The 14,574-nt window shown below is 67.6% G+C and carries 14 protein-coding genes; 2 read left to right on the top strand and 12 right to left on the bottom strand.

The window, feature by feature from the left end:
- Positions 1-8: 8 nt before the first annotated feature.
- The 7 genes from ACSFA8_RS17870 to ACSFA8_RS17840 all read right to left on the bottom strand — a co-directional run bounded on the left by ACSFA8_RS17870 (position 9) and on the right by ACSFA8_RS17840 (position 8,533).
- Positions 9-2,012, bottom strand: coding sequence for an acetyl/propionyl/methylcrotonyl-CoA carboxylase subunit alpha (locus tag ACSFA8_RS17870; protein ID WP_435480826.1), 2,004 nt, complete (start codon positions 2,010-2,012; stop codon positions 9-11).
- A complete protein-coding gene (locus ACSFA8_RS17865; RefSeq protein ID WP_435480825.1) occupies positions 2,005-2,676 on the bottom strand; it encodes a DUF4126 domain-containing protein in 672 nt (223 codons plus the stop codon). Before ACSFA8_RS17865 ends, ACSFA8_RS17870 begins: the two co-directional genes overlap by 8 nt.
- Positions 2,673-3,467, bottom strand: a complete 795-nt coding sequence (locus ACSFA8_RS17860) for an enoyl-CoA hydratase/isomerase family protein (protein ID WP_435480824.1) — start codon at positions 3,465-3,467, stop codon at positions 2,673-2,675. Before ACSFA8_RS17860 ends, ACSFA8_RS17865 begins: the two co-directional genes overlap by 4 nt.
- Entirely contained in the window at positions 3,464-3,976 is a 513-nt protein-coding gene (locus ACSFA8_RS17855; RefSeq protein WP_435480823.1) for a DinB family protein, read from the bottom strand. The genes ACSFA8_RS17860 and ACSFA8_RS17855 overlap by 4 nt, the downstream gene beginning before the upstream one ends.
- Positions 3,977-3,983: 7 nt before the next feature.
- Entirely contained in the window at positions 3,984-5,603 is a 1,620-nt protein-coding gene (locus ACSFA8_RS17850; protein ID WP_435480822.1) for a carboxyl transferase domain-containing protein, read from the bottom strand.
- An 82-nt stretch (positions 5,604-5,685) separates the two neighbouring features.
- Positions 5,686-7,350 (bottom strand): AMP-binding protein, encoded by a 1,665-nt coding sequence (locus ACSFA8_RS17845; RefSeq protein ID WP_435480821.1) that lies wholly within the window; start codon positions 7,348-7,350, stop codon positions 5,686-5,688.
- 10 nt (positions 7,351-7,360) lie between these two features.
- A complete protein-coding gene (locus ACSFA8_RS17840; protein WP_435480820.1) occupies positions 7,361-8,533 on the bottom strand; it encodes an isovaleryl-CoA dehydrogenase in 1,173 nt (390 codons plus the stop codon).
- Positions 8,534-8,660: 127 nt separating this feature from the next.
- On the opposite strand from ACSFA8_RS17840, the gene ACSFA8_RS17835 reads away from it, so the two are divergent.
- The gene (locus ACSFA8_RS17835) at positions 8,661-9,725 is read left to right on the top strand and encodes an AraC family transcriptional regulator (RefSeq protein ID WP_435480819.1); all 1,065 of its coding nucleotides are present in this window, start codon (positions 8,661-8,663) and stop codon (positions 9,723-9,725) included.
- Here the strand turns inward: ACSFA8_RS17835 and ACSFA8_RS17830 are convergent.
- The 4 genes from ACSFA8_RS17830 to ACSFA8_RS17815 all read right to left on the bottom strand — a co-directional run bounded on the left by ACSFA8_RS17830 (position 9,680) and on the right by ACSFA8_RS17815 (position 12,202).
- Positions 9,680-10,144, bottom strand: a complete 465-nt coding sequence (locus ACSFA8_RS17830; protein WP_435480818.1) for a phage tail protein — start codon at positions 10,142-10,144, stop codon at positions 9,680-9,682. The two genes, ACSFA8_RS17835 and ACSFA8_RS17830, sit on opposite strands and share 46 nt — an antisense overlap.
- A complete protein-coding gene (locus ACSFA8_RS17825) occupies positions 10,141-10,590 on the bottom strand; it encodes a phage tail protein (RefSeq protein WP_435480817.1) in 450 nt (149 codons plus the stop codon). The genes ACSFA8_RS17830 and ACSFA8_RS17825 overlap by 4 nt, the downstream gene beginning before the upstream one ends.
- An 84-nt stretch (positions 10,591-10,674) precedes the next feature.
- Entirely contained in the window at positions 10,675-11,523 is an 849-nt protein-coding gene (locus ACSFA8_RS17820; protein WP_435480816.1) for a PA4780 family RIO1-like protein kinase, read from the bottom strand.
- A 34-nt stretch (positions 11,524-11,557) separates the two neighbouring features.
- Positions 11,558-12,202, bottom strand: a complete 645-nt coding sequence (locus ACSFA8_RS17815) for a hypothetical protein (RefSeq protein ID WP_435480815.1) — start codon at positions 12,200-12,202, stop codon at positions 11,558-11,560.
- Positions 12,203-12,371: 169 nt separating this feature from the next.
- Between ACSFA8_RS17815 and ACSFA8_RS17810 the strand changes: the two genes are divergently transcribed.
- The gene (locus ACSFA8_RS17810; RefSeq protein WP_435480814.1) at positions 12,372-12,629 is read left to right on the top strand and encodes a hypothetical protein; all 258 of its coding nucleotides are present in this window, start codon (positions 12,372-12,374) and stop codon (positions 12,627-12,629) included.
- A gap of 25 nt (positions 12,630-12,654) precedes the next feature.
- Here ACSFA8_RS17810 and thiC read toward each other — a convergent pair whose 3' ends face one another.
- Complete coding sequence (thiC, locus tag ACSFA8_RS17805) at positions 12,655-14,538, bottom strand: phosphomethylpyrimidine synthase ThiC (protein ID WP_435480813.1); 1,884 nt, start codon at positions 14,536-14,538, stop codon at positions 12,655-12,657.
- Positions 14,539-14,574 lie beyond the last annotated feature (36 nt).

Raw genomic sequence — 14,574 nt, 5'->3', positions numbered from 1 at the left:
GCGATGACTCAGGCGGCGGGCGTCGCGATGCGCAGCAGCTCCGCGCCTTCGGTCACCTGGTCGCCCGGCGCATACAGCAGTTCCTCGACCGTGCCATCGGCCGGCGCGGCGATGGTGTGCTCCATCTTCATGGCCTCCATCACGGCCAGCGGCTGGCCTTTGGCGACCTTGTCGCCGGACTTGACCGCGAAGGACACCACCTTGCCCGGCATCGGCGCGGTGAGGCGGCCGCCTTCGGCATGTGTGTCGCCGGCATGCGCCAGGCGGTCGATCGCCAGGATTTTGGTGGCCCCGTGCGCCGCGAAGACGTGCGCGACGGCCTCGTTGGCATACACGTCCAGGGTGTGGCGCGCGCCGTTGAACGACACCTCGAACTGCCCGTCCGGCAGCCGCCCGATCTCGAGCGGCCCCGACACATCGCCCACGGCGAGCATCAGCGCGCCGTCGTGCAGGTAGCGCAGCGTGGCGCTCTGCGGCGCGCCGCGGAATTCGAACGAAAAGATGCGCTGCGCGACGCCCAGCGAGCGCCAGCCATCGCGGCGGCTGAACGGGTCGCCGGTGTTGGTCGCGCGTTCGTCCAGCAGCGTGCGCGCGATCGATGCGGCCGCCGCCAGCGGCAGGCCGAGCGGTTCGCGGTCGAACAGCACCGCGCGCTCGCGCTCGATCAGCGCCGTGTCGAGATTCGCGTTGGCGAACGAATCGGTGGCGAGGATGCCGCGCAGGAACTGCACGTTGGTCGACACGCCCACGATGTGCACCTGCGCCAGTGCCGCGTCGAGCCGCGCCAGCGCCTCGGTGCGCGTGCTGCCGTGCACGATGAGCTTGGCAATCATCGAGTCGTAGAACGGCGAGATCTCGCCGCCCTCGCGCACACCGTCGTCGATGCGCACGCGGCTGCGCTGGAACGCGGTGTGCTGCGGCTTGCGATAAACGTGCAACGAGCCGGTTGCGGGCAGGAAGTTGTTGTCGGGGTTCTCGGCGCAGATGCGCGCCTCGATCGCGTGGCCGTGGATCCGCAGTTCGCCCTGCTGCAGCGGCAGTGGCTCGCCGAACGCGACGCGCAGTTGCCACTCGACCAGGTCGAGCCCGGTGATGGCTTCGGTGACAGGGTGCTCGACCTGCAGCCGCGTGTTCATCTCCATGAAGAAAAAGTTCATGGCGCCGCCGTCACGCTGCTCCACGATGAACTCGACCGTGCCCGCGCCCACGTAGTTGACCGCCTTGGCAGCTGCCACCGCCGCCGCGCCCATCTCCTGGCGCATGGCCTCGGTCATGCCCGGGGCGGGCGCCTCTTCGAGCACCTTCTGGTGGCGCCGCTGCACCGAGCAGTCGCGCTCGAACAGGTAGACGCAATTGCCGTGCGTGTCGCCGAACACCTGGATCTCGATGTGGCGCGGACGCTGCACGTACTTCTCGATCAGCACCGCGTCGTCGCCGAAGCTGTTGATCGCCTCGCGCTGGCACGAGGCCAGCGCCGCCGCGAAGTCGGCGCTCTTGTCGACGGCGCGCATGCCCTTGCCGCCGCCGCCGGCGCTGGCCTTGATGAGCACCGGGTAGCCGATGCGGTCGGCCTCGCGCTGCAGCAGCGCCGGATCCTGGTCGGCACCGTGGTAGCCGGGCACCAGCGGCACGCCGGCCTTTTCCATCAGCTGTTTCGATTCGGCCTTGAGGCCCATGTCCTTGATGGCCGAGGGCGGCGGCCCGATGAAGACAAGACCCGCATCCGCGCAGGCCTGTGCGAACTCTTCGTTCTCGCTGAGGAAGCCGTAGCCCGGGTGGATCGCCTCGGCGCCGGTGGCCTTGGCCGCTTCGAGGATCTTTTCCCAGCGCAGGTAGCTGTCCTTGGGCGCGCTGCCGCCGAGATACACCGACTCGTCGCAGGCACGCACATGGTTGGCATGGGCGTCGGCATCGGAGTACACGGCCACGGTGCGGATCGCCATGCGGCGCGCGGTGGCCGCGACCCGGCAGGCAATTTCCCCGCGATTCGCGATCAGGATCTTCTTAAACATTGGGGGTGTCTCCAGGAGGGGTCTTCTTGAGTTGGAACGCGGGCGTCACGCCCGGGTCGGGCTTGCCGCTGAAGATGCGCGTGACACGGCTCACCAGCCCGCGCAGGAAGCGCCAGCTCTTGCGGATCAGCCAGACGCTGAGCACCAGCACGATCACGAACAGCACGAAGAACACCAGCGGATGTGCGACGGCGAGCCAGAGGCCGGCCGGCACCATGCTGTCTTCGATCAGCGAGGCGCCGACATTGCTGAACGGCTCGGGCGAGGTGTTGATCGCAGCGCGCGTGGTGGCCTTGGCCGTGTGCGCGGTCGCGGCCAGGCCGCCGCCGACGAGCGCGGCCACCAGCGCCAGCGCCGTGTGGTCGGCGCCGAACACGCCGGCCGCGAGCGCGGCGCCGGCCGGCACGCGGATCACCGTGTGCACCATGTCCCAGAGCGAATCGAGCCCCGGGATCTTGTCGGCGAAGAACTCGACGAACACCATGAAGCCGCTCGCCGCAATTACCACCGGGTGCGCCAGCATCTGCAGGCCGCCGGGCAGCGGCACCCAGCCCAGGTAGCCGGCCAGGCCCGTCAGCAACACCACGAGGTAGAGCCGGATGCCGCTGGCCCAGCCGATCGCGCCGGCGAGCGCAAGCAGTTGGGGCATGTCGAGGGCGTTCATTTCGGCAGCAACCAGGAAGGCTTGCGTTTCTGCAAGAAGGATTGAAGGCCTTCACGCGCCTCGTCGGTGGCGCGGATGGCGGCGATGCGCCGCACCGTTTCCCGGGTCAGTTCCTCGGTGATCGGCTGGCCCGTCACGTCGCGCAGCAGCCGCTTGCATTCGCCCAGCGCCGCCGGCGCAGCGCCGGCCAGCGACTTGACGATGTCGTCCACCTTGGCGTCGAGCGCCTCGGCCGCCACCACCTCGTGCACGAGGCCGATGCGGTGCGCCTCGGCGGCCGTGAAGCGCTCGGCCGTCAGGAAGTAGCGCTGCGCCGCGCGCGCGCCCATCGCGCGGATCACATAGGGGCTGATGGTCGCGGGGATCAGGCCGATCTTGACCTCGCTCAGGCAGTAGTTCGCGCTGTCGGCCGAGATGGCGATGTCGCAGGCCGACACGATGCCCATGCCGCCCGCGTACACATCGCCCTGGATGCGCGCGACCACCGGCTTGCTGCTGTGGTGCAGTGTCTGCAGCATCGTCGCGAGGCCGCCCGCGTCCTGCAGGTTCTGCGCCTCGGTGTATTCGGCCGCCTTGCGCATCCAGTTGAGGTTGGCGCCCGCGCAGAAGGCCGGGCCACGCGCGCCCAGCACCACCACGCGCACCTGCGGCGCCGCCTCGGCCTGCGCAAAGGCGGCCGACAGCTCGCCGATGAACACGTCGTCGATCGCGTTGCGCATCTCCGGCCGGTTGAGCCAGATGCGCGCGACCGCGCCGTCCAGAGCGAGTTCGAGGGTGGTGTAGGTGCTCATGGGTGACCTGCTTCCTCTTGGATGAGATGACGCCAGTCGAGTTCAGGGCCGGGCCGCCCCATGGCGGTCAGCGCCGCGGTGATCTGGCCGCGATGGTGGGTGGCGTGATTGAAGGCGTGGCCCAGGGTCGGCCCGAAGGGGATGCGGATCTGCTCGCCGTTGAAGCGTGTGTAGGCGACCTCGCCGTCCAGGCGCGTGGCATCCAGCCCGGCCAACCAGCGACTCCATCGCGGCATTGCCGCCTTCAACGCTGCGGCCACGTCGGCGCGCGCCGCATGCAGTTCGGTGTCGAGCGCGAGCGGCAGCGAAACCTTGTCCGCGAGCCGGCCGTACCAGATGTCGTCGGTGAGCAGCAGATGGTTGACCGTGCGGTGGATCGAGTGAAAGAACAGCCCGCAATCCCGATACCACTCGTCGTCCGTCAGGTCGGCGAGATGCTCATCGAGCAGGCGATGCGTGGCCCACGCGTGGTAGCGCGCCAACGCTGCAAAGTAGTGCGCCAGCTCCATAGGACGGTCACATCCGGAAGATGCCGAACTTCGGCTCGGGGATCGGCGCATTGCGCGCGGCAGCAAGCCCCAGTGCCAGCACGCGGCGCGTGTCGGCCGGGTCGATGATGCCGTCGTCCCACAGGCGCGCGGTCGCATAGTAGGGGTGGCCCTGGTCTTCGTACTGCTGGCGGATCGGCGCCTTGAAGGCCTCCTCTTCGTCCTTGCTCCAGCTGCCGCCCTTGAGTTCGATGCCGTCGCGCTTCACCGTGGCCAGCACGCTCGCGGCCTGCTCGCCACCCATGACGCTGATGCGCGCGTTGGGCCACATCCAGAGAAAGCGCGGGCTGTAGGCTCGGCCGCACATGCCGTAGTTGCCGGCGCCGAAGCTGCCGCCGATGATGATGGTGAACTTGGGCACGTTGGCGGTGGCCACGGCCGTCACCATCTTGGCGCCGTGGCGCGCGATGCCTTCGTTCTCGTACTTGCGCCCGACCATGAAGCCGGTGATGTTCTGCAAAAACACCAGCGGTGTCTTGCGCTGGCAGCAGAGCTCGATGAAGTGCGCGCCCTTCTGCGCCGACTCGCTGAACAGGATGCCGTTGTTGGCGATGATGCCCACCGGCATACCCTCGATCTCGGCAAAGCCGCAGACCAGCGTGGCGCCGAAGCGCTGCTTGAACTCATGGAACTCGCTGCTGTCGACGATGCGGGCGATGATCTCGCGCACGTCGAAAGGCTTGCGCGTGTCGGTCGGGATCACGCCATAGAGTTCCTCGGGCGGGAACGCAGGCGCCTGCATCGCCGCAGCGGTGGCCGGCGCCGCCGCCGCGTTCAGGTTCGCCACCGCCGAGCGCGCCAGCGCCAGCGCGTGCAGGTCGTTCTGCGCCAGATGGTCGACCACGCCCGACAGCCGCGTGTGCACATCGCCACCGCCCAGGTCTTCGGCCGTGACGACCTCGCCGGTGGCCGCCTTCACCAGCGGCGGGCCGCCCAGAAAGATCGTGCCCTGGTCCTTGACGATGATCGATTCGTCGCTCATCGCCGGCACATAGGCGCCGCCGGCCGTGCAAGAGCCCATCACCACCGCGATCTGCGCGATGCCCTGCGCGCTCATCTGCGCCTGGTTGTAGAAGATGCGGCCGAAGTGGTCGCGATCCGGGAACACCTCGTCCTGGTTCGGCAGATTCGCGCCGCCCGAATCGACCAGGTAGATGCAGGGCAGGTGGTTCTGCTCAGCGATCTCCTGCGCGCGCAGGTGCTTCTTGACGGTGAGCGGGTAGTAGGTGCCGCCCTTCACCGTCGCATCGTTGCAGACGATCATGCAGTCGACGCCGCTCACGCGGCCGATGCCGGTGATCAGCCCGGCGCCGGGCGCGGACTCTGCGCCCTTGCCGTCGAGGTACATCGCATGCGCGGCCAGCGGCGCGATCTCGAGAAAGGGCGTTCCGGGGTCGAGCAGTTCGGCCACGCGGTCGCGCGGCAGCAGCTTGCCGCGCGCCACATGCTTGGCACGCGCCGTCTCGCCGCCGCCCTGCTCCACTTTCGCGAACTGCCGGTGCAGGTCATCGACCAGCGCGCGCATCGCGGCGGCATTGGCCTGGAAGTCCGCAGAGCGGGCATTCAACTTCGTCTCGAGTTTGCTCATTGAGCCCCCTTGTTCGGCACTGTCGTGTCCTCGCTTCCCCGCAAGGGAGAGCGAGCTTGCTTGAAGCGGTTCTGCGCGGCGCTCATGCGGTCTTTTCCTCGTTCAGCCCGAGCTGATCTTTCATCGCGTCGCGAATCTTGAATTTCTGGATCTTGCCGGTCACCGTCATCGGAAACTCGGTGACGAATCGGATGTATTTCGGCACCTTGTAGTGCGCGATCTGGCCCTTGCAGAAATCGCGGATCTCGGCCTCGTCGACCAGCTGATTCGGCTTCGCGATGATCCAGGCGCACAGCTCCTCGCCGTAGCGCTTGTCGGGCAGGCCGACCACCTGCACGTCCTGCACCTTGGGATGGCGGTAGAGGAACTCTTCGATCTCGCGCGGGTAGATGTTCTCGCCGCCGCGGATCACCAGATCCTTGATGCGGCCGACGATGTTGACGTAGCCCTCGTCGTCCATCGTGGCCAGGTCGCCGGTGTGCATCCACTGCTCGGCGTCGATCGCCTCGCGGGTTTTCTCTTCGTCTTCCCAGTAGCCATGCATCACCGAATAGCCGCGCGTGAGGAACTCGCCCGAGCTGCCGCGCGGCACGGTGGCGCCGGTCTCGGGGTCGACGATTCTGATCTCGATGTGCGGCTGCACCGTGCCCACGGTCGACACGCGCTTGTCCTGCGGCGTGTCGGTGCTGCTCTGGCAGCTGACCGGGCTGGTTTCGGTCATGCCGTAGGCGATGGTGATCTCGCGCAGGTTCATCTGGTCGACCACGCGCTTCATCACCTCGGTCGGGCAGGGCGACCCGGCCATGATGCCGGTGCGCAGGGTCGACATGTCGAACTCCGCAAAGCGCGGATGGTCGAGCTCGGCGATGAACATGGTCGGCACGCCGTGCAGGCCGGTGCACTTCTCGGCCTGCACCGTTTCGAGCACCGTCAACGGGTCGAAACCGTCGTTCGGGTACACGATCGTGGCGCCATGCGTGAGGCAGGCCAGGTTGCCCAGCACCATGCCGAAGCAGTGGTACAGCGGCACCGGAATGCAGAGCCGGTCTTCGGGCGTGAGCTTCATGCACTCGCCGATGAAGAAGCCGTTGTTCAGGATGTTGCGATGCGTCAGCGTCGCGCCCTTCGGGAAGCCCGTGGTGCCGCTGGTGAACTGGACGTTGATGGGGTCGGTGGCCTTCAGCGTCCGGCCAATCTGCGCGATGCGCGCGTCGCCCGGGTCGCCGCTGGCGAGCAGGGCCGAGAAGCGCTGCATGCCGGGCTGGTCCGCATCGTCCGCCTTGTCGATCCACACGGTGTGCTGCAGCAGCGGCAGCCGCTTCGGACCCAGTTCGCGCAGCATGCCGAGGTAGTCGCTGGTCTTGAACCGCGCCATCGTCACAAGCGCCTTGACGCCGACCTTGTTGAGCGCGTACTCGAGCTCCGACGTGCGGTACGCCGGGTTGATGTTGACGAGGATCAGTCCGACCTTGGCGGTTGCGATCTGCAGCAGCACCCAAGGCACGTTGTTGTGCGACCAGATGCCGACACGGTCGCCCGGCAGCAGGCCCAGGTTCAGCAACGCGCTGGCGAGCCGGTTCGAATCGGTCTGCAGCGCACGGTAGCTGAAGCGCTGGCCCTCGTGACGGCTCACGAGTGCCTCGCGCTCCGGCTGCTTCGCGACCATGTCGTCGAAGAAGGCGCCGATCGGCTGTTCGATCAGCGGGACGTCGGTGGCGCCTTTGGCGTAGCTCGGGGTCGTTGCCATGGCGCGGGCCTCAGGAGGTTTCGGCGAACAGCTCGCGGCCGATCAGCATGCGGCGCACCTCGCTCGTGCCGGCGCCGATCTCGTACAGCTTGGCATCGCGCCACAGCCGCTCGACCGGGAAATCCTTGGTGTAGCCCACGCCGCCCAATGTCTGGATCGCCTCGCCGGCCATCCAGGTCGCCTTCTCGGCCGAATACAGGATGGCGCCGGCCGCGTCCTTGCGGAAGGTACGCGCATGGTCGTTGCGGTCGCAGGCCTTGCCCACGGCGTACACATAGGCCCGCGTGGCCTGCCACGTCGAGTACATGTCGGCCAGCTTGCCCTGCATCAGCTGGAACTCGCCGATGCTCTGGCCGAACTGCTTGCGCTCGTGGATGTACGGCAGCACCGCGTCCATGCAGGCGGCCATGATGCCGAGCGGGCCGCCCGAGAGCACGGCGCGCTCGTAGTCGAGCCCGCTCATCAGCACCTTGGCGCCCATGCCTTCGCCGCCCAGCACGTTCTCTTCGGGCACTTCGCAGTTGTCGAAGAACAGCGGATAGGTGTTGCTGCCGCGCATGCCGAGCTTGTCGAGCTTGGTGCCGGCCGAGAAGCCCTTGAAGCTTTTCTCGACGATGAAGGCCGTCATGCCGCGCGCGCCCATCTCAGGCTCGGTCTTGGCATAGATCACCAGCGTGTCGGCATCTCCGCCGTTGGTGATCCACATCTTGGCGCCGTTGAGTACGTAGCGGTCGCCCTTCTTCTCGGCCTTGAGCTTCATGCTCACGACGTCGGAGCCGGCGTTCGGCTCGCTCATGGCCAGTGCGCCGACGTGCTCGCCGCTCACCAGCTTGGGCAGGTATTTCTTCTTCTGGGCTGCGCTGCCGTTGCGGTGGATCTGGTTCACGCACAGGTTGGAGTGCGCGCCATACGAGAGGCCGACCGAGGCCGAGGCCCGCGACACCTCTTCCATCGCCACGATGTGCGCGAGGTAGCCGAGCTCGGTGCCACCATATTCCTCCTTCACCGTCATGCCGTGCAGGCCGAGGTCGCCCAACTTTTTCCAGAGGTCGTGCGGGAACAGGTTGTCGCCGTCGACCGCGGCCGCGCGTGGCGCGATCTCGTTGGCGGCGAAATCCTGGATCGCGTCGCGCAGCGAATCGATGGTCTCGCCCAGGTCGAAGTTGAGGCCGGGATCGTGCATGGGGCTTGTCTCCTCTGAGGGGTCTGGCGCGGCGGTAGCCCGCGCGCAAAACCGCAGCTTACGCCCTGCCGCATCGCATTTGGCGCCACAATGGTTGCAAATTGCGCCACCATTGGCATCGCGAACCATGGCCTCGTCCCCGCTTTCTCCATCCGGCCGCGCTGCCACGCCGATGGCCTTCGTGCGAGCGATCGTCCTGGCCTACGCGCGCTATGGCGTGGATCCGAAGGAGGCTCTGCAGCAGGCACAGATTGCGCCGCGCGATGTGGCCCGACCGCTGGCCCACGTGACCGCCGCGCAGTTCGAGGCATTGAACGCGCACGCCATGCAGGAGCTCGACGACGAGGCGCTTGGCTGGTTCGCGCGCAAGCTGCCCTGGGGCAGCTACGGCATGCTGTGCCGCGCGTCGCTGGGGTCGCCCGATCTCGGCGTGGCCATCAAGCGCTGGTGCCGCCATCACCGCCTGCTGACCGACGACATCGTGCTCGACCTGCAGGTAGCGGGCGGCGTCGCCACGGTGACGGTCGCCGAGCACCGGGAGTTCGGCGCCTTGCGCGAGTTCTGCCTGGTGTCGAGCCTGCGCTTCCTGCACGGCTACGCCTGCTGGGCGATCGACTCGCGCATCTCGCTGCGCGAAGCGCGCTTTCCATTTGCCGCACCGCCCCACCGCGAGGCCTATCCGTTGATGTTCAGCGGCGCGCTGCAGTTCGATGCCGCTCGGGCGGGCTTCAGCTTCGACGAACGCTACCTGGCGCTGCCGCTGCAGCGCGACGAGCGCGCGCTGCGCACGATGCTCAAGCGCGCGCTGCCGCTGACGGTGCTGCAGTACCGGCGCGACCGGCTGCTCGGTCAGCGCGTGCGCGAGCTGCTGCGTGCGCGGCCCGCCGAGGCCGCGAACGCCGACGCACTCGCGACGCTGCTGCACCTGTCGACCCGCACGCTGCATCGGCAGTTGCAAGAGGAAGGCGTGTCGCTGCAGGCGCTCAAGGACGAGGTGCGGCAGGCGCAGGCAGTCGATCAGTTGCGCCGCACGACGCGGCCGATCAAGCAGATCGCGCTGGCCGTTGGTTTTCGCAACGAAAAGAGCTTTTCGCGCGCGTTTCGCGGATGGACGGGCGCTACGCCGGGCGAGTTCCGGCGCAGCCCTCAGCCCATCTCCACCTTGTCGAAGGCCAGCGACAAGGTTTCGTAGAGCAGCCCCGGAAACTGCGCATTGAGCGGCGAATAGGCCAGGCTCACCGGCGACGCCTTCAGGAAGCGCCAGCGCATCACCGTCACCGTCATGTCGGCGGCGAGCAACTCGACCGTGACCGTGCGTCGCGGCGGCGGCTTGCGGGCATCGCGCGCCAACACCCACCACTGGTAGAGATCCAGGGCGCCGGTGGCTGCCCGGCGCAGCACCAGGTACGGAGGTATCGGCGCCGCCAGCGCCGGGTTCGCCGTCGGGCTCGCCTCCGGGTGCGCGAGCGTGAACTCCGGAAACACCACCTCGCAGAATCCGGCCTCCGGCGCGCGCGGGTCACCCATGCCGAGATCGACCAGAAAGTTGCCGCCGGTCAGCGGCCGCTGCAACGCGGCCCGGGTGTCCGGCCGCCGGGCCCTGGGGCTCATTCGAGTTCCAGGCGCTCGCAGGCCAGCACCATCTCCTCCATCGCCACGTCGCTCGACTGCGCGTTGAAGGGGCCGCTGGTGTGTTTGATGATGCGCGCACGCAGCAGCTTCCAGGTTTGCACCGGCTCGTGCGCTTCGTTCAGCAGATGGACGACGACGGTACGCGTCGCGTTGGCGTCGCCGTTGCGAATCTGGTCGAGCCATTGGTAGAGCTGGAGCGAGCCCATCAGGCCGCGCCGGAAATGCACGTCGCCCACCTTGTTCAGCCCGGTCAATTTGGTGACGCTGTTCTCTCTGGCGTTGCCGTTGCGGTACTCGATGACGGCCACTTCCATCCCGATGCCGCTGACTTCCTGGAAGCCGGCGGCCGGCCCGCCGGTCTCGCCATCGCCGAGGTTGACCAGAAAATTGAACCCTGCATACGGTTTGTCGCGCAGTGTGGCCATGCGGTGCTCCTTCTTGCGCCTGCCGGGAGGCGGCGAAAGGCGAGCGTAACGAGGCGCCGCCTTCGCGGCGACATGTCTTGCGCCCTAGGCCGGTCGTACCATTCGCAGGCGCCGCGCAGTCTCTTCGGCCCGTGCATCGTCCACTTCGCGCAGCACGCCGCCCACGTCCACCGGGCCGGCCGCACGCTCGAAGGCACCCGTCAGCGCCGTTTCGGGCGACAAGACGCCGCGCTCGTAAAGGTGCCAGATCTCCTCGCCGAAGCGGCTGCGCAGCAGCTCGGGCGCGAACTGGCCGAAGAAGCCCTTGAGGTTGTCCACGTCGCGCAGCAGCATGCGCCGGGCGTGGTTGTTGCCTGCGGCGTCCACCGCCTGGGGAAGGTCGATGATGACCGGGCCGTCGGCCGCCAGCAGCACGTTGAACTCCGACAGGTCGCCGTGCACGACGCCGGCGCAGAGCATACGCACCACTTCCCGGATCAGCGTGGCGTGGTGCCGGCGCGCATCGTCGGGCGAGAACACCACGTCGTTCAGGCGCGGTGCGGCATCGCCTTCGGCGTCAGTCACCAGTTCCATCAGCAGCACGCCGTCGCAGAAGTTGTGGGGCTCGGGCACGCGCACGCCGGCAGCGGCCAGGCGGTAGAGCGCATCGACCTCGGCGCTTTGCCAGGCGGCCTCGGTGGCCTGGCGGCCGAACTTGGTGCCCTTGGCCATGGCGCGCTGAAGACGCGAGTTCTTGACCTTGCGGTTCTCGGTGTAGTCGACGGCCTGGCGAAAGCTGCGTTGCGTCGCTTCCTTGTAGATCTTGGCGCAGCGCGTTTCGTCGCCGCAGCGCACCACGTAGACCATGGCTTCCTTGCCGCTCATGAGCTGGCGCACCACACTGTCGATCAGGCCCTCTTCGATCAGCGACTGGAGTCTGGGGGGTGCTTTCATCGGCCCATTTTGCCCCGGGTCGGCGCGGGCGCCGCTACGTGCCGAACAACTTGCCGCCCAGTGCGAACGCCCCGCCGACCAGAACCGCCACGGCACCGAGCACGCTCCACAGTTGCGTCGGTTTGAGCCCGGCGACCAGTTCGCCGACCGTCATCTCGGTGGGCGCCTTGGCCGCCGAGACCTTTTTCGATGGCTGCAGCATCTTCTGCTTCCAGCTGGCGAGCACGCCGTTGAACTCCGTGGTCGCCAACGCCCCCGCTTCGGGCTTGACCCATTGCACGTACCAGTCGTTGCCGCGTTCCAGCAGGCCTTCGCTCCGGATGCCGGCCTCCACGACCACCAGCAGGGGATGGCCGCGGCTGTAGGCCATCGCAGCCTCGATCTGGTTCCAGGGCGTGGGCAGCCGGATGTCGGCCAGTTCGGCCTGCTTCGGCCCTCCGCGCTTGTCCAGCCCGGTGGCGAAGTACGAACGCTCCAGCGCGATCACGACGGTGCCGGCGCACTTGTCGAGCAGCTCGGTCACGGCTTTCAGCGGTGCATCGGCGCTGAAGGCGTTCCGGCCGACCGTGTGCGGTATCAGCCCCTCGCTTCGAAGCCGGTCTTCGACCGCACGCACGAAGGCCTCCTGCTGGTCATTGGCGGTTCCGCCGACGCTGACGAAGACATTGAGCTCGTTCATGGAGGCACCCGTGGCTGCATGCGCACCGGCGCATGTGTTGGCGCTCCCTTGTTGGGGGCCGACTTTGCCTTGGCTTCGGGCCTTCGGCAAGTGTGGGTACGCGCCGCAGAGCGCGGCCGGCCGCGCCAGAATGGTGGCTTCACCCTTCTCCCGCGTTGGAGGATTTGCGATGACCATCCGGATCGGCACGCTGTGCTACGTCGACAGCAGCTGCGAGGCGAGCCCCGCCACCCGCGATGCGGTCGGGCGCATCGTCGAGGTGGTGTCGGCGCCCTACGAGGCGCCCGATGAAAGCTACCTGCCCGGCACCTACTACGACGTGGCGTTCGAAGGCTGGACTTACTTCTGCCGCAGCGACAAGCTGCATCCGATTTCCGATCCGGGTGCAGACGTTGGCGAGTGGCAGGAAGAGACGCTGAAAGCCTGAGCCCGCGTGGCGCCGCCCTGGCGGCTCAGGCCTGCGGCTGGATCGGGATGTAGATCTCGCCGCCACCGGCCTTGAACTCGGCCGACTTGCCGACCATGCCCTGGGCCAGCGCCTCGCTTTCGGCCAGCCCCTTGGCCGCCGCGTACTCGCGCACCTCCTGCGTGATCTTCATCGAGCAGAACTTGGGGCCGCACATCGAGCAGAAGTGCGCCGTCTTGCTCGCGTCCTTGGGCAGGGTTTCGTCGTGGAAGTCGCGCGCGGTATCCGGGTCGAGGCCCAGGTTGAACTGGTCCTGCCAGCGGAACTCGAAGCGAGCCTTGCTGAGCGCGTCGTCGCGCGAGCGCGCGCCGGGGTGGCCCTTGGCGACATCGGCCGCATGGGCCGCGATCTTGTACGCGATGATGCCCTGCTTGACGTCGTCGCGGTCCGGCAGGCCCAGGTGCTCCTTCGGCGTGACGTAGCAGAGCATCGCGGTGCCGGCCCAACCGATCATCGCGGCGCCGATGGCGCTGGCGATGTGGTCGTAGCCCGGCGCGATGTCGATGGTCAGCGGGCCGAGCGTATAGAACGGCGCCTCGTGGCAGGTCTTGATCTGCTCGTCCATGTTGGCCTGGATCATGTGCATCGGCACATGGCCGGGGCCTTCTATCATGGTCTGCACGTCGTGCTTCCAGGCCACCTGCGTGAGTTCGCCGAGCGTGCGCAGCTCGGCGAACTGCGCCTCGTCGTTGGCGTCGGCGCCCGAGCCGGGGCGCAGGCCGTCGCCGAGCGAGAAGCTCACGTCGTAGGCCTTCATGATGTCGCAGATGTCCTCGAAGTGCGTGTAGAGAAAGCTCTCCTGGTGGTGCGCGATGCACCACTTGGCCATGATCGAGCCGCCGCGCGAGACGATGCCGGTCATGCGGTCCGCGGTGAGGTGGATGAAGGGCAGGCGCAGCCCGGCATGGATGGTGAAGTAGTCGACGCCCTGCTCGGCCTGCTCGATCAGCGTGTCGCGGTAGATCGGCCAGGTGAGGTCTTCGGCCACGCCGCCCACTTTCTCCAGCGCCTGGTAGATCGGCACCGTGCCGATGGGCACCGGCGAGTTGCGCACGATCCAGTCGCGCGTGGTGTGGATGTTCTTGCCGGTGGACAGGTCCATCACGTTGTCGGCACCCCAGCGGATCGCCCACACCAGTTTTTCAACTTCTTCCTCGATGCTCGAGGTAACGGCCGAGTTGCCGATGTTGGCGTTGATCTTCACCCTGAAATTGCGCCCGATCGCCATCGGCTCGACTTCGGGGTGGTTGATGTTGGCCGGAATGATGGCGCGGCCGCGTGCCACTTCGTCGCGCACGAACTCGGGCGTGATGATGCGCGGAATGCTTGCGCCCATGGGGTTGCCGGCGACGCGCCTTGCGCGCTCCTCGTTGGCCAGGTACTCGGCCATCCACTCGCGCTTGCCGTTCTCGCGCAGCGCGACGTATTCCATCTCGGGCGTGACGATGCCGCGGCGCGCGTAGTGCATCTGCGTGACATTCGCGCCGCTTCTGGCGCGGCGCGGCGTGCGCTGCAGCGCGGCGGCCTCGGCACGCAGCTGCGCGATGCGCTCGGCCTCGCGGTCTTCATTCCTGGCGCCGTCGTCGAGCGCCGCGCGCAGGCGGCCGTCGTAGCTTTCGGTGTCGGCGCGTTCGGCGATCCAGGCGGCACGCACGTCCGGCAGGCCGCGCCGCACGTCGATCGCCACCGCGGCGTCGGTGTACGGCCCCGAGGTGTCGTAGAGCGAGACGACTTCGCCGTTGGTCAGCGCCACGTCGCGCACCGGCACGCGCAGATCGGGCCGGCTGCCGGCAATGGCGGACTTGGTGGATGCGGGAAAGGGCTCGCGCGTCAGCGTGAGCAGCGAGGCGAACTTGTCGATGGCATTCATGGGGCACTCCTGTTTTGAAAAGGGGTGCTCCGCAAT

The sequence above is a fragment of the Variovorax nitratireducens genome, assembly GCF_051216545.1.
In the GTDB taxonomy this organism is placed as follows: domain Bacteria; phylum Pseudomonadota; class Gammaproteobacteria; order Burkholderiales; family Burkholderiaceae_C; genus Variovorax.
The sequence above is the reverse complement of the archived record's forward strand: the minus strand, read 5'-3'. Positions and strand labels throughout refer to the sequence as shown.

Coding starts and splice junctions, on each gene's coding strand:
- thiC (WP_435480813.1), bottom strand. CDS start 14,538: ATGAATGCCATCGACAAGTTCGCCTCGCTGCTCACGCTGACGCGCGAG.
- ACSFA8_RS17860 (WP_435480824.1), bottom strand. CDS start 3,467: ATGAGCACCTACACCACCCTCGAACTCGCTCTGGACGGCGCGGTCGCG.
- ACSFA8_RS17865 (WP_435480825.1), bottom strand. CDS start 2,676: ATGAACGCCCTCGACATGCCCCAACTGCTTGCGCTCGCCGGCGCGATC.
- ACSFA8_RS17850 (WP_435480822.1), bottom strand. CDS start 5,603: ATGAGCAAACTCGAGACGAAGTTGAATGCCCGCTCTGCGGACTTCCAG.
- ACSFA8_RS17840 (WP_435480820.1), bottom strand. CDS start 8,533: ATGCACGATCCCGGCCTCAACTTCGACCTGGGCGAGACCATCGATTCG.
- ACSFA8_RS17825 (WP_435480817.1), bottom strand. CDS start 10,590: ATGGCCACACTGCGCGACAAACCGTATGCAGGGTTCAATTTTCTGGTC.
- ACSFA8_RS17820 (WP_435480816.1), bottom strand. CDS start 11,523: ATGAAAGCACCCCCCAGACTCCAGTCGCTGATCGAAGAGGGCCTGATC.
- ACSFA8_RS17845 (WP_435480821.1), bottom strand. CDS start 7,350: ATGGCAACGACCCCGAGCTACGCCAAAGGCGCCACCGACGTCCCGCTG.
- ACSFA8_RS17870 (WP_435480826.1), bottom strand. CDS start 2,012: ATGTTTAAGAAGATCCTGATCGCGAATCGCGGGGAAATTGCCTGCCGG.
- ACSFA8_RS17815 (WP_435480815.1), bottom strand. CDS start 12,202: ATGAACGAGCTCAATGTCTTCGTCAGCGTCGGCGGAACCGCCAATGAC.
- ACSFA8_RS17835 (WP_435480819.1), top strand. CDS start 8,661: ATGGCCTCGTCCCCGCTTTCTCCATCCGGCCGCGCTGCCACGCCGATG.
- ACSFA8_RS17830 (WP_435480818.1), bottom strand. CDS start 10,144: ATGAGCCCCAGGGCCCGGCGGCCGGACACCCGGGCCGCGTTGCAGCGG.
- ACSFA8_RS17810 (WP_435480814.1), top strand. CDS start 12,372: ATGACCATCCGGATCGGCACGCTGTGCTACGTCGACAGCAGCTGCGAG.
- ACSFA8_RS17855 (WP_435480823.1), bottom strand. CDS start 3,976: ATGGAGCTGGCGCACTACTTTGCAGCGTTGGCGCGCTACCACGCGTGG.